The sequence below is a fragment of the Priestia sp. 53B2 genome, assembly GCF_056099005.1.
In genome coordinates this window covers 42,848-64,853 of the sequence record NZ_JBLZXA010000015.1, presented here as the reverse complement: position 1 = coordinate 64,853, position 22,006 = coordinate 42,848, and the positions used below count along the sequence as shown (strand labels likewise).

At 38.0% G+C, this 22,006-nt stretch carries 22 protein-coding genes and 1 riboswitch; of the genes, 7 read left to right on the top strand and 15 right to left on the bottom strand.

Annotation, left to right across the window (positions count from 1 at the left end):
• Positions 1-12: 12 nt before the first annotated feature.
• From ACN6NE_RS12550 to ACN6NE_RS12520, 7 genes are all read right to left on the bottom strand, one after another.
• A complete protein-coding gene (locus ACN6NE_RS12550) occupies positions 13-1,176 on the bottom strand; it encodes a M20 family metallopeptidase (protein ID WP_057240203.1) in 1,164 nt (387 codons plus the stop codon).
• Between the two features lie 229 nt (positions 1,177-1,405).
• Positions 1,406-2,203, bottom strand: coding sequence for a HoxN/HupN/NixA family nickel/cobalt transporter (locus tag ACN6NE_RS12545; protein ID WP_474325430.1), 798 nt, complete (start codon positions 2,201-2,203; stop codon positions 1,406-1,408).
• A 133-nt stretch (positions 2,204-2,336) separates the two neighbouring features.
• Positions 2,337-2,519: riboswitch (cobalamin riboswitch) on the bottom strand.
• A 105-nt stretch (positions 2,520-2,624) separates the two neighbouring features.
• Entirely contained in the window at positions 2,625-3,044 is a 420-nt protein-coding gene (locus ACN6NE_RS12540; protein ID WP_013055083.1) for an organic hydroperoxide resistance protein, read from the bottom strand.
• A 152-nt stretch (positions 3,045-3,196) separates the two neighbouring features.
• A complete protein-coding gene (locus ACN6NE_RS12535) occupies positions 3,197-3,790 on the bottom strand; it encodes an undecaprenyl-diphosphatase (RefSeq protein WP_474325429.1) in 594 nt (197 codons plus the stop codon).
• A 146-nt stretch (positions 3,791-3,936) separates the two neighbouring features.
• Entirely contained in the window at positions 3,937-4,869 is a 933-nt protein-coding gene (locus ACN6NE_RS12530; RefSeq protein WP_474325427.1) for an ABC transporter ATP-binding protein, read from the bottom strand.
• Position 4,870: 1 nt separating this feature from the next.
• Positions 4,871-5,554, bottom strand: a complete 684-nt coding sequence (locus tag ACN6NE_RS12525; protein ID WP_129705810.1) for an ABC transporter permease — start codon at positions 5,552-5,554, stop codon at positions 4,871-4,873.
• A 36-nt stretch (positions 5,555-5,590) separates the two neighbouring features.
• A complete protein-coding gene (locus tag ACN6NE_RS12520) occupies positions 5,591-6,805 on the bottom strand; it encodes a DUF418 domain-containing protein (protein ID WP_474325425.1) in 1,215 nt (404 codons plus the stop codon).
• Between the two features lie 170 nt (positions 6,806-6,975).
• Between ACN6NE_RS12520 and ACN6NE_RS12515 the strand changes: the two genes are divergently transcribed.
• The 6 genes from ACN6NE_RS12515 (at position 6,976) to ACN6NE_RS12490 (ending at position 12,897) form a co-directional block, all read left to right on the top strand.
• A complete protein-coding gene (locus ACN6NE_RS12515) occupies positions 6,976-7,701 on the top strand; it encodes a response regulator transcription factor (protein WP_474325424.1) in 726 nt (241 codons plus the stop codon).
• Between the two features lie 155 nt (positions 7,702-7,856).
• A complete protein-coding gene (locus ACN6NE_RS12510) occupies positions 7,857-9,452 on the top strand; it encodes a sensor histidine kinase (RefSeq protein ID WP_474325422.1) in 1,596 nt (531 codons plus the stop codon).
• Between the two features lie 81 nt (positions 9,453-9,533).
• A complete protein-coding gene (locus ACN6NE_RS12505; RefSeq protein ID WP_057240186.1) occupies positions 9,534-10,226 on the top strand; it encodes a response regulator transcription factor in 693 nt (230 codons plus the stop codon).
• 3 nt (positions 10,227-10,229) lie between these two features.
• Positions 10,230-11,576: a HAMP domain-containing sensor histidine kinase gene (locus ACN6NE_RS12500; RefSeq protein WP_474325420.1), complete on the top strand. Its 1,347-nt coding sequence runs from the start codon at positions 10,230-10,232 to the stop codon at positions 11,574-11,576.
• A 72-nt stretch (positions 11,577-11,648) separates the two neighbouring features.
• Complete coding sequence (locus tag ACN6NE_RS12495) at positions 11,649-12,224, top strand: PepSY domain-containing protein (RefSeq protein ID WP_474325418.1); 576 nt, start codon at positions 11,649-11,651, stop codon at positions 12,222-12,224.
• 133 nt (positions 12,225-12,357) lie between these two features.
• Positions 12,358-12,897, top strand: coding sequence for a PepSY domain-containing protein (locus ACN6NE_RS12490; RefSeq protein WP_129705798.1), 540 nt, complete (start codon positions 12,358-12,360; stop codon positions 12,895-12,897).
• Between the two features lie 38 nt (positions 12,898-12,935).
• Here ACN6NE_RS12490 and ACN6NE_RS12485 read toward each other — a convergent pair whose 3' ends face one another.
• The 7 genes from ACN6NE_RS12485 to ACN6NE_RS12455 all read right to left on the bottom strand — a co-directional run bounded on the left by ACN6NE_RS12485 (position 12,936) and on the right by ACN6NE_RS12455 (position 19,863).
• Complete coding sequence (locus ACN6NE_RS12485) at positions 12,936-14,213, bottom strand: DUF445 domain-containing protein (protein WP_474325416.1); 1,278 nt, start codon at positions 14,211-14,213, stop codon at positions 12,936-12,938.
• Between the two features lie 127 nt (positions 14,214-14,340).
• Complete coding sequence (locus ACN6NE_RS12480; RefSeq protein ID WP_013055076.1) at positions 14,341-15,696, bottom strand: amino acid permease; 1,356 nt, start codon at positions 15,694-15,696, stop codon at positions 14,341-14,343.
• A gap of 224 nt (positions 15,697-15,920) precedes the next feature.
• On the bottom strand, positions 15,921-16,571 hold the full coding sequence (locus ACN6NE_RS12475) for an amino acid ABC transporter permease (protein ID WP_129705794.1): 651 nt from the start codon (positions 16,569-16,571) through the stop codon (positions 15,921-15,923).
• 14 nt (positions 16,572-16,585) lie between these two features.
• Positions 16,586-17,194 (bottom strand): amino acid ABC transporter permease, encoded by a 609-nt coding sequence (locus tag ACN6NE_RS12470; RefSeq protein ID WP_129705926.1) that lies wholly within the window; start codon positions 17,192-17,194, stop codon positions 16,586-16,588.
• 104 nt (positions 17,195-17,298) lie between these two features.
• Positions 17,299-18,114: a transporter substrate-binding domain-containing protein gene (locus ACN6NE_RS12465; RefSeq protein ID WP_129705792.1), complete on the bottom strand. Its 816-nt coding sequence runs from the start codon at positions 18,112-18,114 to the stop codon at positions 17,299-17,301.
• Positions 18,115-18,135: 21 nt separating this feature from the next.
• Entirely contained in the window at positions 18,136-18,864 is a 729-nt protein-coding gene (locus tag ACN6NE_RS12460) for an amino acid ABC transporter ATP-binding protein (protein ID WP_129705790.1), read from the bottom strand.
• Between the two features lie 477 nt (positions 18,865-19,341).
• A complete protein-coding gene (locus ACN6NE_RS12455; RefSeq protein ID WP_129705788.1) occupies positions 19,342-19,863 on the bottom strand; it encodes a M15 family metallopeptidase in 522 nt (173 codons plus the stop codon).
• Between the two features lie 214 nt (positions 19,864-20,077).
• Between ACN6NE_RS12455 and ACN6NE_RS12450 the strand changes: the two genes are divergently transcribed.
• Positions 20,078-20,731, top strand: coding sequence for a hypothetical protein (locus tag ACN6NE_RS12450; protein ID WP_129705786.1), 654 nt, complete (start codon positions 20,078-20,080; stop codon positions 20,729-20,731).
• 41 nt (positions 20,732-20,772) lie between these two features.
• Here the strand turns inward: ACN6NE_RS12450 and ACN6NE_RS12445 are convergent, their stop codons facing one another.
• Positions 20,773-21,993 carry a multidrug effflux MFS transporter gene (locus tag ACN6NE_RS12445; protein ID WP_474325413.1) on the bottom strand — a complete coding sequence of 407 codons (1,221 nt, stop codon included), beginning with the start codon at positions 21,991-21,993 and terminating at the stop codon, positions 20,773-20,775.
• Between the last annotated feature and the right edge of the window lie 13 nt (positions 21,994-22,006).

Below are 22,006 nucleotides of genomic sequence, written 5' to 3'. Positions count from 1 at the left end.
GGCGGGCTTTTTTTATATTTGCAGCAGCAAATTCGCAAATAAAGAAGAACGCTCGGACAACGTATCAATTTGAATATGTTCATATTCCGCATGTATTCCTTTTCCGCATGCTCCTAACCCATCCAACGTGGGAACGCCAATGGCCGCTGTAAAATTGCCATCACTTCCGCCTCCAACAGCTGCTTCTTCTAATTTCATGCCCAGTTTGGCCGCGATTGACTGAGCGCATTCAAATAACTCTTCCGTTTGTTTAGACTTGACCATCGGAGGACGATTCATGCCTCCCGTTACTTCGAGCTTAATCCCTTTTAAAATGGGTGTTAAATTCAAAATAATATCCGTCATACGTTTTGCTTCTTCTTCTGTAGAAACACGTAAATCCACGTGCGCTTCTGCATATTCCGGCACTACATTTGTACCGCTGCCTCCCGTAAATGTCCCAACGTTCACCGTTGTACCTTTTTCATAATCTGTTAAGCCCTGCAAGAAAATCACTTGGCGCGCCAGCTCTTCAATCGCATTGATTCCTTCTTTGTGGTGATTACCCGCGTGTGCTGCTCGTCCCCATACTTTTACGGTGAAAATTCCCGCTCCTTTGCGCGACGTTTTTAACGCACCTGAACCCGCCACCGCCGGTTCCGCTACTAGCACTGCTTCACTTCTTTGCGCTTCTTCTTCAATGTATTTTTTAGAAGAAATTGACCCAATCTCTTCATCCGAATTGCAGAAAAACACAATTTTTTTATCGAGCGATAAGCCAAGCTCTTGAATCGCTTTAATCGCCCATATAGATTGTACAATGCCGCCTTTCATGTCTAAAATTCCCGGACCATACAGCTTGTTTCCCTCTGTTCTTAGACTCAGCCTTCCCTTTTCCCATACCGTGTCAAAGTGACCGATAATTAAAAGCTGCTTTTCTCCTTCTCCAATCGTAAATTTCAAATGGTTTCCTACTTCTTTTTCTTCTATGATTTCGTATCCTACCCCTAACCGTTTATGAAACAGCTGCGTTAAATACATTCCACACTGATCTACTAACTCTTTACTGTAGGACGGTGATTCTTTTTTCACAAATCCAACTAGATCTTCAAGCATCTCTTGTTCGTGTTCTTTTAAATAACTAAACACGCTTTGTTCTACCATTACCTGACTCAAATCAATTCCTCCTCCAAACAACCCCTGCTGCTTGCATTAAATGCTTTTATTTATCGTACGTATAACTATGTTCTACGTTTCACATAACGACCTTAAATTATCCTTAATTATAATGGTTTTCAGACAATTTTCCATCCTTTAAATACAGATAATACTTTAACTTATTCATAACCGACCCAAAATAGCCATAAACTTCAACAAATTCATACAAAAAAGCTTCAATCTTTAACAGATTAAAGCTTTCGTTTGACTAATTGACATTTATTTTAATATTTTTCCCTTTTGACTTCACACTCACAAAAACAAACATAGACACTAAAAAAATAAACAGAATAACGCCAACCATTTCAAAGTTTACTTCGGCCCATGGGTTAAAGAAAGTGAATGCTAAATAGAACGACACACCATACGCGAGAACAACAATAACCCAGCCCATCAAGCGGGAAGCAGATTGTCCAAATTTACTCAATTCATTCACCATTTTATGTACAATCATCGAATCGATTGTATCTGTCAGCATCATACCAAACATAAACACTAGTCCTAACAAAAGCGGCGTATACTTGCCTGCGTTCCCTACAGCTAGAGACCACACGGCCGTTTGACTGACCGTTTCGGCTGCTAAAGCGAACAATGCTCCTACAAGAATAATTAAAAAAGGATTCGTTGTTCCTTTTGCGATTTTCGGAATAAACTTTCCTTTTAACCCACTCAGCTGAAACTCTTCCTCTTTATTTTTGGTTCGAAGCAAATGATATGTGTTTAATGTCCCGATTAGAAAGAGAGAGATAATGGATACCCAAGATGCAAAATGATCGAAATACGATGGAAACGTAAAATTCTTCATCACCACGCCCAGCACCCCGGCCGTGACGGCCACCATTCCTCCGTGACCTAGTGAAAACAGCGTTCCGACCCACGGGGCAAAACGGCTGCCCATTCGCCAATTATATCGAGTCTGGCCATCAATAAAAGCTAAGTGATCTGCATCCAATCCGTGCCTGATTCCTAATAAAAAGACAAGTAAAAAAACTGATAAACCTTCCATTTCCTACACTCCTTTTTTTAAAATAAAACGTAAAAAAGCCTCAATTCTATAGAAATTGAGGATGTGTCGGCATATGAAAATAAACAGCAATTGCTCACTGCGTACCTTGATACACCGCCTCTTTCCTAGAAGAGTCAAGTGTACAGAATAGGTAGGTCTCCTGGCTTGAGATCATCATTTTCTACCGCCTTCCTCGTTTTGAGTGACAATAAGATAGAAAACTCCCTGCTTACAGTGGCTGGACCGCTCGAGATTTGCACTCGATTCCCTGTTACCTCTTACGCTATGTAAGAGCACCTAAACTGTGCGAATGATTCATTTTCCTCCTCATTATACTAGTACCGCTTACAAATGAATAGAGAAAATTCAAATAAAAAAGCCCTGCTAAGCTTTACATGCTTAGCAGGGCTTTTTAAAGAAATTAAACTACTTCTACCGTTACGTCTACATTACCGCTGATTGCTTTTGAATACGGGCAGTATGAGTGAGCTAGGTCTACGTATTTTTTCGCTGTTTCTAAATCTAAGCCTTCGATATGAGCTTCAAGCGCTACTCCAATTTTCACTCCTTGATCAGCTTTATCAGGAAGCAGCTGAACAGTAGCTTTTACTTCACTGCTTTTGATTTCTACGTTATGTTTTTTCAACATAAATTCTAACGCGCTGTTGAAACAAGCACTGTATCCAGCTGCAAACAGCTGCTCTGGGTTTGTTGCTGTTGTTGCTTCTCCACCAAGCGCTGGAGGTGTTGCAACGTCTAAGTTAAAGATGTTATCTAAAGAGTGAACTTCTCCTGTTCTTCCACCTGTGTTAACGACTGTTGTTTCATATAAAGCTTTCATGTATAAACCTCTCCTCTTTTTCATTAATTTTATTAAAAGTTTTTTATTTATCGTTTCTGTAATTTAATTGTACACAATTTAATTTTAAAAAACAAGTATTAAATACATTAAAAATTTCCCAATAAAAAAAGCCGCGTATTTGCGACTTTTTCTTAATAATATTGAGACTGTTTGTCATAAGCAGATTTTCGAAAAATAGACAAGTTAGTAATAGTCCTCATCAGTTTCGTATTAAAAATAACATAATGAATAAACAGCGCCAGCACGCAGCCTAAAACGGCTCCTGTTAACACATCGAATGGATAATGAACGCCAACCCATACACGTGAAAAGGCAATGAGTACGCCCATGACAACCCACATGCGCCCTGAACGTTTGAAATGCAGCCAAATGGTAAAAGTGATAACTAATGCAGATGTAGCATGATCGCTTGGAAATGAAGAATTTGCGGCGTGATCAATAAGCTGATTCACGTGGTGAGAGATAAACGGACGATCTCGATAAGCAAATAAACTAATCACTTTATTGATAATGACTCCTGTGGCACAAGCACATAAAGCTTGAAATGCTACAACACGGCTGCCGTTTTTATTAATAAGTAAAAATAAGCCGAGTAAAACGATAAGTACATACTGGGCATAATCTGCAAAGAATACCATCAGCGAATCTAGAGGCTTTACGTGTGAGGCATACTGATTCACCGCGTGGAAAATGGTATAATCTACTGAATTGATAGCTGATAACATAATCGAAATCCTTTCTTATTTTTAAATGTCATTAGCTATCTTATCAGTTTCTTGAGAAAATGAACATGTTTTTGTCAGAAGCTTCCTAACTGGTATTTATAAATAATGTATTCAGGCTGAGTAGTAAACCAACGGTCTTTCGCCCATTAACTCACCTGTGAGTGATCCACAATATTTTTTTGCAAAAAGATTTCTTCTAAAGAAGGTTCTTCGACGTGAACTTGATAAATGTCGATGCCGCATTGAATTAATTCGCGAATAATAAGAGGAATATTTCTTTCTTTTTGAAGCATCACTTTTGTGTACATGTGATGGTATTCAACTTCGGGACTCAACGTACGGAAAAACTGTTGAATGTATTCTTTGTGACTGTTTGGATAAGGATCATGTTTGATCATCACCGTTTTTTTCGCTTGATATTGAAAGCGCAGCTCTTCCATTGTACCTTCTATTAAAATGACCCCATTTTTCATAATTGCTACACGTGTACAAATCTTCTCGACTTCATTTAAATTATGAGACGTCATAAAAATCGTCTTGCCTTGATTTTGAAGTTCTCTTATTAGTTCATGAATGCGAAGAGCAGATTCAATATCTACTCCAGAAGTTGGTTCATCTAAAAAGATAAGATCTGGGTCTGTTACAATTGCTTGAGCAATTCCTAACTTCTTTTTCATTCCAAATGAAAACTTTCCAACTTTCTGATGGTCATGTCCTTCTAACCCTACTTTCTTCAGTACATTACTACAGTGTTCTTTCGAAAAACGATGGCCGTTTATCTTTAAAAAATAGCGCAAATGATTGAGCGCTGTCATCTCATCATAAAAGTTAGCATAGTCAGGAAGCACACCTATTTTCTTCTGAAGCTCTAAATCAATATCACTCTGTCCCAGCAGCGTAAATTCTCCCGCTGAAGGAAATGAAACGCCGGTAAGCATATTAATAAAGGTAGACTTTCCTGCTCCATTTCTTCCTAAAAACCCGTAAATTTCTCCTTGTGGTATCTGTAAATTAATACCGTTAACAACTGTTGTAGATCCATATTTTTTAGTTAATTTACTTGTTTCAATAGCATACATATTATACTTCTCTCCTTTTAAAACTCCAAAGTGCCGTACATAAACAAAGTGCTGCAAAAATAAGAAGAACTGGTAGGTACCCTTTCTCCAGCTCTAAATAGTAGTAGGGCGTTACATACTTAAACCATGCAATATATTCTTTTGAGGAAAACATGCTCCATTCACTCAGTACCGGTAAAACAAGCGATAAAATAATCGATAAAAACATGGTATGAGTTGGATTTGGCATCAAAGCTGAAAGCATTAATACAAATGAAATCATACACATAGTGAATAGTAGGCACTCTAAAAATGTAAAAAAAGAAAAATGATGCGAAATAAACGCAATCAGTAGAAAAGAAATAGAGATACAAACAAGCCAGAAACAACAAATACCTAAGAATTTTCCTAATACAATACGCTCTCTTGATGTTTTGGTAACTAAAAATCTAGCTGTTCTTGTTTTAATTTCTTGATTAATAACATTATGAGAAAGACTTGAAATAAATAAAGGTCCGAACCCGAGAAGCATCAGCAAAATTCCACCGTTAGCTCCATCTTGAATTTGTGCACTTGTCAATTGACCTCCAAATTGGCTAACTACATAAGCTATTCCATAGGAAGCACCGCATACGATTAAAATAACGATAATTGATTTAATACTTTTAAATAAGCTTTGAAACTCTTTTATACTAATGGCCCACATTTTAAAAATCTCCTTTTTACATAAGTTTGACCGCTATCATCCAACAAAAGGATGATTTACTTCTGTCGGTAAAGCTTTTTTCTCTTTTGGCTTTCCACTCCAAGAAAAATTTGTCCATATGCGCAGCAGCTTTTCCACCGGTCCAGTTTTAAATTTTTGCACGTACATATAACTGCCGATAAGCTGAATTCCGTAAATACCGATGCAGACAAAAATTCCTGAAATCATGCCAAGCTTTCCGAAATAGCCTAAGCCATAGCCATAAAAAATCGTCGTGCATATAACCGTTTGCATTAAATAATTGCTAAGTGATATTCTTCCTACGCTTTCAAAAGCCTTCATCAAAAATGACTTTTCACATTTCGCATATAGCCAAGCAAAGCCTGCAATATAACCAAGAGATAGAAGACTTCCCCCTAACATATGTGTAGAACCAGCCCAATTAGCATCCGGCCACAGGTACATAGTTCCTTTTAACAGCAAGCCAAGTGGAATCAGCGCGGCCGCCCAACGGCCATACTGTTTTTGATTAGCTGAAACGTCGTAAAACCACTTTTCCTTTCCTGCATACATACCAAATAAAAACAAAGCCCCCATTATAAATGGCGTAAACAAGAAGGCAAAAGCAAATTTATATCCTGCCATATTCATCGGATCAACATTGTTGCGGTGGTCTTTAATTTGTTCATAAGTTCCACTTCCATACACATGAATCGTATCTTTTACATATGTCGTAAGCGTTTGTTTATCGCTAAGAAGATACATATTATCGTTTAATGAACCATAACCAGCTGCTCCTGTAAGAATCAGCAAAATCGATGCCCACACCAATAGTGTTTTGGCTTTACGGTTTAAAAAGAAAAGTAGTAAAAATACTCCCATCATTCCGTAAAACGTAAGAATATCTCCTTCCCATAAAAACACTCCATGCAGTAGACCAAACCCTAGAAGCAGAAGAAAACGGCGAAAGAAATGCCTTTTTACGCCTAGCTGCCTTCTTTCTAAGCTTTCTTTCATCTTCACCATTGAATAGCCAAATAAAAAGGTGAAAATCGGCATAAAACTTTCTTCTACCGCGACTTTTAAAAAGACATAGGCTGCTGAATCACTTGGTGATAGCGAGAAGAGATGAATCATATCCTTTCCGTAAATGCCATATTGAAAAATCAGCATATTCGCTAGTAAAATACCAAACAAGCTGAATCCTCTCATACTATCAATTACTTTAACCCGCCTAAAATCATTACTCATCCTTTTAACTCCTTTACTATGTGTCTGTGCATTTAGTATATGAAATGAAGTTTTCAAGAAAATAACCGGAAGATTATCTTTTCCTTAACATTTTCCAATTTTGTTAATCTTTTCGTAATGTTCTTATGCTAAAATCGAATACGTATGAAATGAAACAGAGGTGATTTACGTTGGAAGATGCGTCTATATTGCTAGTTGATGATGAAATTGCCATCGTCAAAATGCTGGAGACAGTATTAAAAAAAGAAGGATTCAATCAAATTTATAAAGCTCACACCGCTCAAGAAGCGCTGGATGTTTTACATAATCAAACAATTGATATTATTTTGTTGGACGTAATGCTTCCCGATCAAAGCGGATTTGATATCTGTCCTAAAATTCGTGAGCTCTCAAACGCGTATATTTTATTCATAACAGCCAAAGTATCCGACTTGGATGTACTAACGGGTTTCGCCATGGGAGGAGACGACTACGTAACTAAGCCGTTTAATCCTTTAGAAATTGCAGCACGAATTAAAGCACGACTGCGCAGAAAGCAAGCGCTGACTGAAGGAACTTCTATAAGAACGGAACCACAATCGTCAAATCACTATGAGTTTGATCGTTTTACTGTAGATGAATCGGCTGGAGAACTCATTGTGAACGGTCAAACGGTTTCTTGCCCCGCACAAGTGTTTTTATTGCTTCTTCATTTTTGTAAAAATATGAATATTGTTCTTTCTAAATCACAGCTGCTTGAAGCCGTCTGGGGATATAATCAGTTTGTAGACGACAATACAGTAACCGTACATATTCGAAGAATTCGAGAACGAATTGAAGATAATCCTAGCAGTCCAAAGCATTTAGTTACGGTGCGCGGACTTGGATATAAATTAGTGAACGGCAAAGCGCTATGAAATCAATTAAAAGAAGGTTGACTTTTCATTTTTCATTTCAGTTTATTATGACTTCTATTTGCATTTGCTGTGTTATTTTTTGTTGCTTCATATTTATAGCTGTATATCTTACAAATCAAGATATAAGAAGAGACTTCCCTACAGGATCTCTAAGCATGTTAACGACTGATACAGTTATTGAAAATGGAAAAGCTACTATACCAAAAGATTTAACGAAACAAATTAAAAGTGAAAACTTATGGTATCAAGTAGTAAACAAGAAAGGAGATGTAATTGGAGAAGTCAATACTCCCAAGAATATCCCTAAGCATTATACAATCACTCAACTACTCGATATTGAAAAGCAGAAAAAATTTCGAGATTATCATATCGTCACAGAACTGGATACGTTTCTTGTACAACCTACATACTACATACTAGGCTATAAAAATGAATTAAAAGACCAGTTACACGATTTATATAAAAATTACAGCCAAGGCGGCCTTCCAATAAAAGAAAAAGTACCTCAATTGGAAAAGCAGTTATTAAGTAAGGATGCTTCTCTGCAAGTTATTAACAACCAAGGCGAAGTTGTTGCTTCCTTTCGAATGTCCAAAACAAAACAGCAGTATGAGCCTTTAGACATTATTTCCCGAAAAATTGAACAAGATAAATATGAATCTACAGCTACAATTTTTCATGATTCAAAGAAAAATTATTCATGGATTTTTCATACCCCTAACAAACATCAAACTATTTCTGACTACTCAATTATTAAAAAAATAGTAATTGGCGCAATTATCGTTACTGTTTCAGTTCTTTTAGCAACTATATCTATTTCAATTTGGAATGCTTTTAGATACGGGGGCCCTCTTCTCCTTTTCACAAGTTGGCTTGAACGTATGGGCAAAGGAAACTATTCAGAGGCCCTAACAGAAAAAGAGCGGAAACGGGTCTTTCGAAAGAATGGAAAAGTACGTTTTCAATATCGCCTGTATTCAGAAGTAATCACAGCTTTTTATGAGATGGCGGAGCAGCTTAGCTTAGCTGAAAAAGAACGAAAGCAGCTAGAAATCACTCGCGAAGAATGGATGACGGGAATATCACATGATTTGCGGACACCTCTTTCAACGATTCAAGGATATGGGCATATGCTGGAAAGCGGCCATTACAATTGGAACGAAGAAGAGCTAAAAGAAATTGGCCAAACGCTGCGTGACAAAAGTGAATACATGGTGGAGCTTGTGGAAGATTTTTCACTGGCCTTTAAGCTTAAAAATAATGTGGTTGTCTTAGAAACAAAAAAAGTGGACGTTCATCAATTGCTTCAGCATATTGTTTTAAAATTCGTTAACGATAGAACCATTGAAAATGTTCAATTCTCTTATGTGCCCGTTCACCTTCAACCTTTTATTCAAGCTGATCCGCGCTGGTTTGAACGAATGCTTGATAATTTAATTTTTAATGCCATTAAACATAACCCTGAGAATACTACTATTACAATTTCGACCGCGATAAAAAGTGACCGTGTCTTAATTAAGATTCAAGATGATGGGATTGGAATGGATAAAGAAACGCAGAAAAATTTATTTGACCGCTATTACCGCGGCACAAATACAACGGAAAAAACAGAAGGTGCTGGGCTTGGCATGAGCATCGCAAAAGCTATTTGTGAACTTCATAAAGGCCATATCGAAGTAAGATCTATTCTTCACGAAGGCACTGCCATTATCTTGCACCTTCCTCTTTCAGCAGATCAGCAGCCGGACTAACCTCCGGCTGTTTTTATACACCCCCAATCTCTTCGTGCTATAATGTACGCAACTATACATAGACACAAGGGGGAATTTTTGTTGAGTAAAGGCAGAATTTTAATAGTAGAAGATGAGCGCAAAATTGCTCGTTTAATTGAGCTCGAGCTTGAACATGAAGGGTACGAAACAGGCATGGCTTATACGGGGACAGAAGGATTGGCAGAGTTTCAAGAACACGATTGGGATTTGCTGCTTTTAGATGTGATGCTTCCTGAACTGAGCGGACTCGAAGTACTTCGTCGCATTCGAGCAAATGATGATCAAACGCCCGTTATCTTATTAACAGCTCGGGACGCCCTTCCTGATAAGGTAAGCGGACTAGATTTAGGAGCAAACGACTATATTACAAAGCCTTTTCAAATTGAAGAGCTTTTTGCACGCATTCGCGTATGGCTTCGCCATCCTGCATCAACATCGCCTGCTGAACAAGAAACGGCCACTCTGCAACTAGGCAATTTAGTCGTTAACGAAAAAACGCGAGAAGTCACGCGTGAAAATGAAGCTATTGAGCTGACTCCTAAAGAATATGATTTGCTTGTCTATATGCTTCAAAACAAAAATCAAGTGCTGAGCTTTGAACAGCTTCTTACAAACGTTTGGGGATTTGATTACTACGGAGACACAAATATTGTATACGTATACATTCGTTATTTACGTAAAAAGATTGATGCTTCATTCTCAACTCCTTACATTCAAACAGTGCGCGGCGTTGGCTACATGCTGAAGGAGTAGCTTATGAAACTACAAACAAAGATTATTCTTACATCAACTGCGCTGCTTTTTATTTTATTAGTGATTGCAAACAGTTCGATTTACTTCATTTTCAAGAAGACCATGGAAGACAATGCAATTGAACGTTTGCAAGCAGAAACAAGCAACGTAACAAACGGCTTAAAACAAACGAGTACGACGGTCAAACAAACCAATTTGCTTCGTGCCTATTTGCCTCCTAACGGAATGATTCGTATTTTACCTAAATCCGGCAGTCCTTTAGTTGTATCCGTTACGGATCAAACGAAAGAGCTTCAGGACTTACCTTATTCCTATTATTCAAATGAACAAACAAGCATCAAAGAAGATGACGGCCACCTATACGCGATTTCACACACCCCCGTCATTTGGACGAACGGTGAAGTTGTTTCTTTAGAAGTCACGGAACAACTGGCAGATGTGGAACAATCATTACAGACATTAAAATTTATCTTGCTAATTGCCTCTCTTGTTATATTAATTCCGACTATATTTGCTGGACGGCTTTTAAGTAAAATTATTTTGCGGCCTATCAAATCTCTTATTCATACTATGGAAGAAATTCAAGTGTCTCGCACATTCAAAAAAATTGACCTCTCTTCTCCTTCTAAAGATGAGTTAGATCAAATGGCCAACACCTTCAATAATATGATGGATTTATTAGAGGAAAACTATAAAAAACAAGAGCAGTTCGTATCCGATGCTTCTCATGAATTAAAAACACCCCTTACCGTTGTAGAAAGCTATGCCAATATGCTAAAACGATGGGGAATGAAGCGGCCGGATATTTTAGAAGAAGCCATCGAAGCTATTCACTCTGAGTCGTTACGCATGAAACAGCTTACGTCTCAAATGCTTGTGCTTGCGAAAGATGAGTCGCAGTGGAAGCTTCACATGGAACACGTAGATGTGGCGGCCGTCTGTAACCAAACAATCAAGCATCTAGAACAAGCCTTTGAACGAACCATTTATTTAAATATAAAAACGGATCATCCCGTCGTAACAGCGGATGAAAAACGCTTAAAGCAGCTGCTGTACATCCTCTTAGATAATGCCATTAAATATAGTGAAAAAGCAGTGGAAGTAACTATCACAAGAAGCAAAAGCTTTATGATTACGGTCACAGATCAAGGAATTGGTATTCCAAAAGAAGACTTATCAAACGTGTATGAACGCTTTTTTCGCGTAGATAAAGCAAGAAATCGAGAAACCGGTGGTTCTGGACTTGGATTATCCATTGCTCGAAAGATTGTAGAGGCTCATAGCGGGCGTATTGAGATTAGCAGCCAAGAAGGAAAAGGGACATCAGTAACCGTTTGCTTTCCTCTTTGATTTCTCGCCTTTTCTTAGAGATTTTTAAGAATTGCCTGCTATACTACTTTTTAAGATACTGGAGGTGAATGTATGAAGAAAACGGTGCTTTTTATACTTACTTTTCTTGCTGTTGGTTCAGCTTGCTTTTACGGAATAGCAAAAGCAGTGAATCGGCCTGATACAATTTTATCGGAATCGGACGTCAGCAGTATGATTCAGCAAAAATATGGCGGCACTATTGAAAATGCAAGCTTTTCCCAAAAAGATGATGAACCGATTTATCGAATCACTTTGCTTAATGATGATATTCCATACCACATCACAGTAAATGGAGAAAATGGAGAAGTCCAGTCATTAATCAAACAAAAAGTAGAGAAACAAACGTCTACTCAAACTAAAAATAATACAGAAGAAGAACAAAAAAAGAGCGAGCAGCCACCAGTTTCTCCTACATCCGACGAGCCTCTCATTTCAATGGAACAAGCAAGAGACATTGCTTTACAAAAAGTAAAAGGAACGTTTTCCTCAGTTGAAATAGAAGAGGAAGAAGACCAAACCTTCTACGAAGTCGAAATTGATCAGTCTAAAACAAGAGAAGCTAAAGTGATGATAAATGCTTACTCTGGACATGTAGATTCCATCACCTATGAAAATGACGATGATTAAAAGTGCAGCGGAAAGCTGTGCTTTTTTTATCCATTTTTATTTATTTCTAAGAAAATTTTAAACTTCTTCTTCTTTTCCTTTAAAGTTCATTGGCTAAGATAGTCTTAACAACAAATCGAGGAGGCCATAACATATGAAAGTTATTACAACCGTTTTAGCCAGTGCAGTACTAGTCGGTGGATTAGGTGCAAGCGCATATGCAATGACAGACCAGTCCAAAAGCAATGATAAGAAGCAAACCACAACGATTGAAGAAGCAAAGGCAAAAGACATTGCCCTTCAAAAAACAGACGGCGGCGACATTACAAATATCCAATTAGCCATAGATGACGGCGTTAAACAATATGAAGTAGACATCACAAAAGGTAATAAAGAATACGATGTAGACATTGACAGCAGCAGCGGTAAAATCGTTGAATTTGATGAAGAGCAAAAAGACGATGAAGATGAGAAAGAAGAGGAACTTCAAAACGTTTCCCCTGCTATTTCATTAGATCAAGCGATAAAAACAGCTTTAAAGAGTGCTAAAGGAACCGTCAATGAAACGGATCTAGACCAAGAAAATAACCGTTTAGTATATGAAATTGAAATTGACACAGCCGATAAACGTGAAGCAACTGTTTCAGTAGATGCCAAAAACGGCGGCGTGATCAGTGTAGAAATAGATGATTAATAGAAAAAGCACACTCCAAAAGGAGCGTGCTTCTTTTTTTATACCGCTAATTTAATAACCGTTAATACAATACCAATCAAGAATCCACATAGAGCTCCGTTCACTCGAATCCACTGCAAATCTTTTCCGACATTGTTTTCCATCATATCCACAAGTGTTTCATCATCTAATTTATCTAAGTTTTCTTGAACAAGCTGTCCAATTTTCGAATGATTCTCGTCTACAAAGCTCATGATTTGCTTTTGAATAGCCGTATCAATTGCTTCTTGACGCTGTGCATCCCCTTCAAGAGCATTCAGCCAGCTCTCTACGTAAGGAACGGCGTAGCTTTCCATAAATTCAGGGCTTTCAATGAATGCTGTCACTTTAGCTTTCATTTTATCGACGATTTTTGTTAATTTATTCGTTACATTTAATTCATTAATCGTTTTTTGTTTCCATGCTTCTAATTTTTCAAGAAGTTCTTCATTCTGCTCCAAGCCTTGCAGCTCTTTTCTAATTCCATTTACCAAAGCAAGGCGGTATTCATCCTCTTCGTTACGAAGACGCCCTGTAATAGAAAGCAATAAATTTTGCAAAATAGACCCTAGCTTCTCTTCATTAATCATGCTTTGAAATGATTTGAGAGCAAATTGTAAAATACCATCAAGCTCAATATTATCAAGAGCATTTTTAGCAATACTTCCGAGCTGATACTGTGTTTCTTCTTTTTTAATCCAGCTCTCCCCTTTATTTAAAAGAACATCAAGCGCTTTTTCATCATACTGATTTTTTACCACTTCTCCAACAATCGAATGCACAATAGGCTTTAACTCTATTGCTGAAAGCGATGATTTGAGCTCTTTTTCAATAATAGGAACGACTTTCTCTGTATCCACACGATTAATCGCATCAACAAGCAGTGCTGTTCCTTTTTGTTGAATCGTTTCCGAATGAACACCTTTTCGAACAATCGGAAGCAAACGCTTTGTAAACGCGATTCTTTTTACTTTTTCTTGAATACTTTCTTTTGACAGCCAGTCGTTTTCAAGCGTTGAGACTAGCCCTCTTGTAATACGCTGTCTGTTTTTAGGAAGCAGCGCAGTGTGTGGAATAGGAATGCCTAAAGGGTGACGAAAAAGAGCCGTAACGGCAAACCAATCCGCTAATCCGCCGACTAATCCAGCTTCGAATCCACCTTGAAGCAACCGACCCCAAATTGAATCACCAAAAGGCATTGTGGCAGCGAAGCCCACTCCCATAATCGCCAAAGAAATCATGGCTAAGTGCTTTGATTTCTTCTTTGGGTTTGTTGTAAATACATTATTTGATTCCATTGTAGTCCTCATCCTTTATTTATTTAACTAAACATTTTATCTAGAAATATGTAACGTGATACAGAAATTTCCGCAAAAAAAGAAAGACAAGCTTTTATCCTCGTCTTTCTAGTATATTGCCTTTTTGCTATACTTCAAACTTTTTTTCTTTTCGACTTTTATTAATAAATGAAAAAATGAGGAGTACGACCAAGATAACCGCACATACACTGGATCCAATCACATTGTTTTTGTTAAACATAAATGATACAAAAATAACAAGCAGTGCTGCTGTTGCAAAGAGCGTTGTATAAGGAAACCACTTTAATGCGAAAAACGGCTTTTCTTTGTACCCTTTACGCAGCTTTAATTGAGCTAAACAAATGCTTACCCAAATAAGAATAATCGTGAAGCCCGGAATGGTCATTAAATAACTAATTACATTATCCGGTGTTTTATAAGCTAAAAACACACCCATTAAAATACAAACAGCCGTAATCATTAAACCATTAATCGGAATACCGTTTTTTGAAACTTTCAAGAAGCGCTTAGATGCTTCTCCGCTTTGAGCCATAGCATAGAGCGTACGCGAAGTTGCATACATCCCTGAATTCGCTGCTGATAAAACGGCCGTTAATAAAACGAAGTTCATAATATGAGCCGCACCCGGCAATCCGGTGATACTAAACACTTGCACAAATGGACTGTCTTGTCCTGATACAGAATTCCAGGGCATAAGGCCGCAAATAATTAAAATAGGCAAAATATAAAAGCCAATCACTCGCCATACTGTGCCTTTGATCACTTTCGGTAACACGTTTTTCACATCTTTTGTTTCCGTTACGGCCACACCAATTAATTCAGCTCCGCCGTAAGAGAACATCACAATTAAAAAGGCACTCAGCACACCGCTCATGCCGTGAGGGAAAAAGCCTCCATGAGCCGTATAATTTGCCCAGGGGTTTTGCACATCACTTGGAATCACACCGAATAAAATGAAAGCTCCCAAAATGATAAAAGCGGTAAGAGCAATTACTTTAATACCGGCAAACCAAAACTCAATTTCTCCGTAATACTTAACTTGAAATAAATTCATCCCTACAATCAGCACTGCACATAGAAAGCTTAAGAGCCAAAGAGGTACAGAAGGGAACCAAAACTTCAAAAAGCTTCCTCCCGCAAGCAGTTCAACAACTGTCACGACAATCCAGTTCACCCAGTACAGCCACCCTACAATAAAAGAGGTTTGCGTACCGAATGCCTTATGCACTAAATTTTGTACGTTCATATTCGGATAGACAATTGCCATCTCCGCCAATGCTGTCATTACAATAAATAAGATAAGACCGCCAAATAAATATGCTAGTACAACACTTGGTCCTGCAATACCTAGCGTATCAGCGCTACCTTTAAAAATGCCTGTCCCAATCATGCCGGCAAGTGCAATGAGCTGCACATGACGAGGCAACAGACCTTTTTTTAAATTTTGATCTTGTTTTTCCATGATGCCCGTCCCTTCTGTTTATTTTACGCGTTAGTGTAACCAAATCATTTCTTGCTCAAAAACCCCTACCGGATATTCAGTAGGGGTTAGGCCAACACTGTTTTTTCTTCTATATAATGAATGAAAATGATCTGATTTAACCACTGTTACTTTAGTCATTTTATGCGTTGAATCAATGCATTGTCAATGTTATTTATTTTCCAAAAATAAAGTCAAAAGAGTCTCTATACCCTTTTGACTTCTAGTTTTCGCGCAATGATTGATAAAGCATAATTCACAATAAAATACATCATTGCGATGATTAAAAACATCGGCACCACATAACTTTGTTTCTGTCCGTAAATAATTTGAGCGTTATGCAGCAAATCAGGAAGTGCGATGACTACGGCAAGCGACGTATCTTTCAATAAGGAAATGAATTGACTAACCAAAGGAGGTACCATTCTTCGCAAAGCTTGTGGCAGTACAATAAAACGAAGCGTTTGGTAATAGTTTAAACCTGATGAACGCGCCGCTTCAATTTGTCCTTTTTCAACTGATTTTAATCCGCTTCGGATAATCTCTGAAATCATAGCAGATTCAAATACAGTGAGGGCCACAATCGCTGCTGACGTAATTTCCATATCAATTCCGATTTCAGGTAAAGCAAAGTATGTAAAAAAGATGATCAAAAGCAGCGGCAAATTCCGGATAATCTCTACGATAAAAGCAAGTGCATGAGACAGAACTGGAATGCGGGCATATCTAAAAATACCTACTATACTTCCAATAAGAAAACTTAATACAATCGAAATGAATGCTACTTTTAAAGTGACCCAAAATCCTTCCATTAAGAAGGAAAGATGATCAGGAGAATAAGCACCCATAAAATCCATCACTTTCACTCCTTTCAGCTCGTTTTACCAAGACGTTTCTCAAGATAACCAACTCCTAAACTCAACGGAATGGTTAGAACTAAATAGAACAAAGCCACAAAAATATACACATCAAAAACTACGTAAGTTCGAGAGGAAACAAGATCTGCCTGATACATTAAATCGAAGCCAGCAACAATCCCTAACACGGATGAGTTTTTTACTAAATTAATAAATTGATTCCCAAGAGGAGGAATGACGATTTTAATCGCTTGAGGCAATACAATGAATCGCATCGCCTGACCGTACGTAAGGCCAGATGAACGTGCCGCTTCAAGCTGCCCTTTTGGAACAGCCATAATTCCTGCCCGTATAGCTTCGGCTATAAAAGCTGCCGTATAAATAGTTAATCCCAGCACTCCGGCCGCTGTACCACTGATTCCTGCCACAATAAAAATAAAAAAGACGATAACCACAAGTGGAATATTACGAATGAACTCTACATAGACCGTACCAATTACATTCACGATTTTAAGAGGTGCTATTCGCATAACCGCAATGATTGTACCAAGTACAAAGCTGGCCACTAAAGCGATCAGACTGGCGATAATGGTGTACTTAAAACCTTCTAAATAAAGATCCATATTGTTCGTCAAAATTGAAAAATCCAATAATTTTCTTCCTCCTTTCAACTAAACAAGCAGGATGAGCATAATGCTGCTCATCCTGAGAAAAGAAAACTGTACGCTTATTGTTTGATCCACTTGTCGTGAATTTCATCATATTTTCCAGAGTCTTTTATCTTTTTAAGCGCATCGTTTAATGCATCTACAAGCTCTTTGTTTCCTTTTTTCACAGCAATGCCATAAGGCTCTTCTGTGAACGGCTTTCCTACCAATTCATAAGAAGGGTCTTCATCAGCCATTCCATAAAGAATAGCATCATCAGTTGTTAAAGCATCTCCTTGCTTAGATTTTAAAGCTGTAAATGCTTCCGCATAGTTTTCAAATTCTAATACCATTGTCTCTGGTGCTTTTTCGCGAATATTAATAGCTGAAGTTGATCCTTTAACAGCCAACACTTTAGTACCTTTCTTCAAATCATCAACGCTTTTAATTTTACTGCCTTTTTTCACAAGAAGAGACTGGCCAGCTTGGAAATACACATCCGTAAAATCCACTTCTTTTTTACGTTCGTCTGTAATAGTCATTGTCGCAACAACAGCGTCAATATCTCCTTTTTGAAGAAGAGGAACCCTTGTTTTAGACGTAACTTCTTTAAATTCTACCTTGTTTTCATCCCCTAAAATTTCTTTAGCCAGCTGCTTAGAAATATCAACATCAAAACCTTCCACTTCACCCGTCTTCGGATTTTTTAATCCGAACAAACGTGTATCATTTTTAACCCCAATGACGATTTTCCCTCGGTCTTTAATTTCAGTGAGCGCATCTTTTTTAGCTGAGGATCCACTCGTTTCTTCACTTTTCCCTCCGCAAGCTGCTAACATCATAGCCGCTGCTAATGAAAGCACAGCTGCCTTTAAAAACGTTTTTGATTTCTTCATATTACTCCCCCTAGTAAACAATTAATGATTTAAAATACGGCTAAGAAATAAACGTGCCCTTTCTTCTTGCGGGTTTTCGTAAAACTCAGCCGGAGTTGCCTCTTCCAAGATTTTTCCTTGATCCATAAATACAATGCGGTCCGCTACTTCTTTTGCAAACCCCATTTCATGAGTTACAACTACCATGGTCATTCCTTCTTTAGCCAATGTTTTCATGACATCCAGCACTTCTCCAATCATTTCTGGATCAAGAGCAGAGGTAGGCTCATCAAAAAGCATAATCTCTGGTTTCATCGCAAGTCCCCTCGCAATAGCTACACGCTGCTGCTGGCCGCCTGACAGCTGGGACGGGTAGGCGTTAGCTTTTTCACCGATTCCTACTTTATTTAAATAGTATAGGGCTGTTTTCTTAGCTTCTTTTGACGACTGTCCCAATACTTTCATAGGTGCTAAAGTGATATTTTCTAAAACCGTTTTATGCGGATATAAATAAAAATGCTGAAACACCATACCTATATTGCGGCGCAGTTTGTTAATATTTGTTTTTTTATCCGCGACCAATATATTATTTACGGTTAACTGTCCGTTAGATATTGTTTCTAAATAATTTATGCATCGCAGCATCGTGCTTTTACCTGAACCCGAAGGTCCAATTACGACGACAACTTCACCTTTTTCAATTGTTAAATTGATATCTTTTAATACGTGAAAATCACCGTAATATTTATTCACTCTGTCAAAAACAATCATTTTCCCCCTCCTAATCTGCGAACAATAATAAATATTTAAATTTTTAAAATATTTAAAATATGTTAAAAATTATATTCTTACCCTTAAAGCAAAGTCAACAGTTGACAAATTATCTCTTTTTTGTAATCTAAATGAACTATCTTCAAATAAAATATGCTAGAAAAATAAAAGGCTTTGTTGGCATTTGCCGATATGTAAGCATACGTTCGCTAGGCTGAAGGTACTTGTATAAGCTTAATCAATAGATTATATTAGTTAACGCATATCTTTATACGAATTGTCTTTCATTTTTAGGGGGCAGTTCTCTCTAATCACCCCTCTTTCTAATTATCTGTCTATATTTTTATTATATTAATATATATAATTCTCTTAACGGTAAATTAATAAAAAAAGAAACTACAAGCTTCTATTCGTGTTAGAGGTTCTGACATAAATATAGTAAAATTATATTATCCCTCTAAAAAAACACACGCTTTGTTAGCGTGTGTGGTCTTTTATATTTTCCGGACTCATTTGAAAATGAGGATAGTCTTTAAAACCTTGCCAATCTCCTCCCCATTCAAACCCTAAACTTTTTGCGATGTCTACAACTTCCATCCAATCAGACTGATTGTTGTTATTACCGTCATATTTCATGTCCCAAATAACTCGTCCGTCTTTTAACTGAATAGCAAAATCAATAGCTAGTCCATAGTTATGATAAGACTGACCGCCCTTTGAATAGGTAACAATGTTACCTTCTTCCGTCCTGCCTTTTGCATAAAGCTTATCTTGTTCTTCTTTTGAACGGAAACCTTCCGTAATTACAATCGAGATTCCTTGGTCACTTGCTTGTTGAACAAGTTTATTTTTCTTTTCTTCTACGACAGGATGCAACTCAGTTGCTCCTGAAAAATCTTCTAGCGTTGGACCTTGCTTTAACTCATCGAGAAACAAAAATACCAGGCTTACAGCTATCACAACTATCAAAGCTATTGCCAATTTTTTAAGAACGTTCATCTATATAAAGTCTCCATTCTTTTTTGCTGTTGCTTAGATAAAATCATATCGATTTTCATTTTGTTATCCAATAAAAGAGCTGTATAGTTCAACAAACGTCTATATTTTTTCGTTTTTTATCTATTTTCACCATTTTTTCACTATTGGTGGTTACATTAACAATTGTGGACGGCTCTGTACCACACCCCTATAACTTTTAAGGAGTGACAACAGCATGAAAAAGAAACTATTCGGTTATATCATGGCAAGCGGTTTAACACTAGGAGTTATGGCCGCTGCAAATTCCACGGCATTTGCAGCAAGCAAAGATGAAACAAGCTCTTCAACGGTTGTAGAGCGAACAAATGACAGTACAACAAATACAGATGATGCAACACAGCAAAAAGTGGATGATATTATGAAAAAAGCACGGGAAAAATTACAGAAACTCGGCGTAAGCTTGCCTCAGCACAAAGACGGCTCCTTCAGCAATCTAGATGCGGCTACGAAGAAAAAAGCGAAAGCTATTATGGATCAGCTCCGCGACGGCACGCTGACTAAGGAACAAGCGGAAGCCAAATTAAAGGAACTTGGCGTGAATTTTCCTGAACATAGAGGCGGTCCTTTTAACAATCTAGATGCGGCTACGAAGAAAAAAGCGAAAGCTATTATGGATCAGCTTCGCGACGGCACGCTGACTAAAGAACAAGCGGAAGCCAAATTAAAAGAACTTGGCGTGAATTTTCCTGCTAAAAAGAAAGATTTTCTAAGCGGGCTAGATGCTGAAACAAAAGCGAAAGCTGAAACCATTTTGGAAAATGCAAAAAAAGAAATTCAAAACCTTGGCGTTACAATGCCGTTTGAAAATCACGAGCACAAAGCTCAATAACTAAAAAAGCTACTTGGCTGTTGAAAAGCCAAGTAGCTTTTTTATGATGCAGTTTTCCTTCTCACTAACGTCATGTACACACCTAATGCTAATAAATCACAGACCATAATCACAATGCCCATCGGCAGAGCATTTTGCCCTCCTCCAAGACCAACAAGAGGAGCTACGGCTGCTCCGAGCAAGAACGGAAGCAACCCTAGAAGCGCTGAAGCACTTCCCGCGTTCGAAGCTTGATTTTCCATAGCGAGTGAAAAAACGGTTGTGTTCACAATTCCTACGCTCGATACTACAAAGAAAAGCAAGATGCAGACCAAAATAACGGACATGTGAGTAGCAATCACGGCCACTAAAAGCACGCTTCCAACGGCTGCTTGAAGCAATCCATACATAAGAAGAGTAGCTTCTTTTATTTTACCCGCTAAACGTCCTGTCACTTGAGTAGCTATAATGAGTCCAAAACCGTTAATCGCAAAAACAAAGCTGAACATCTGCGGAGACAGGCCATAAATGTCTTGAAGGACAAATGTAGAACCTGAAATATAAGCAAACATGGCACTCATAATAAAACCTTGCGCCAGCGCATATCCCACAAAGACACCATCTTTTAGCAATACGCCAAACGTGCGCAGTACTTCTGTTAATCCACCTTCTTTACGGCGTTCGGGCGGAAGCGTTTCTTTTAAACCAAATAAAACAGCAAAAAACATTAGTGCACCAATCACTGCTAGCACACTAAATACTCCTCGCCACGACATAATCGTCAGCAGCTGTCCACCAGCAACCGGAGCTAAAATAGGAGCTAATCCATTTACAAGCATAAGCATGGAGAAAAACTTTGTTAAATCCGAACCTGAAAACAAGTCTCGCACGCTCGCTCTTGAAATAACCATTCCTGCTGCTCCTGCCATACCTTGAATAAATCGCAAAACGATAAAAATCCAAATAGACGGTGCAAACACGCATAAAACAGATGCAACTGCATAGGTGATTAATGCTGCTACAAGCGGCTTTTTCCTGCCGCGAATATCACTGAATGGCCCCATGACCACTTGCCCAAATGCTAAGCCCAATAAGCAAGCTGTCAGACTGACCTGCGCTAAAGAAGCTGAAGTATGTAATTCTTTCGCAAGCGTCGGCAGCGCTGGCAAATACATATCGATTGATAACGGTCCAAATGCGCTCAGTGAACCCAAAATTAAAATAAATAAAATGCGATTTCCTCGGCTTAAAGACATTCCTTGGGAAATACTTTGCTGATTCATCTATTGTTGTCTC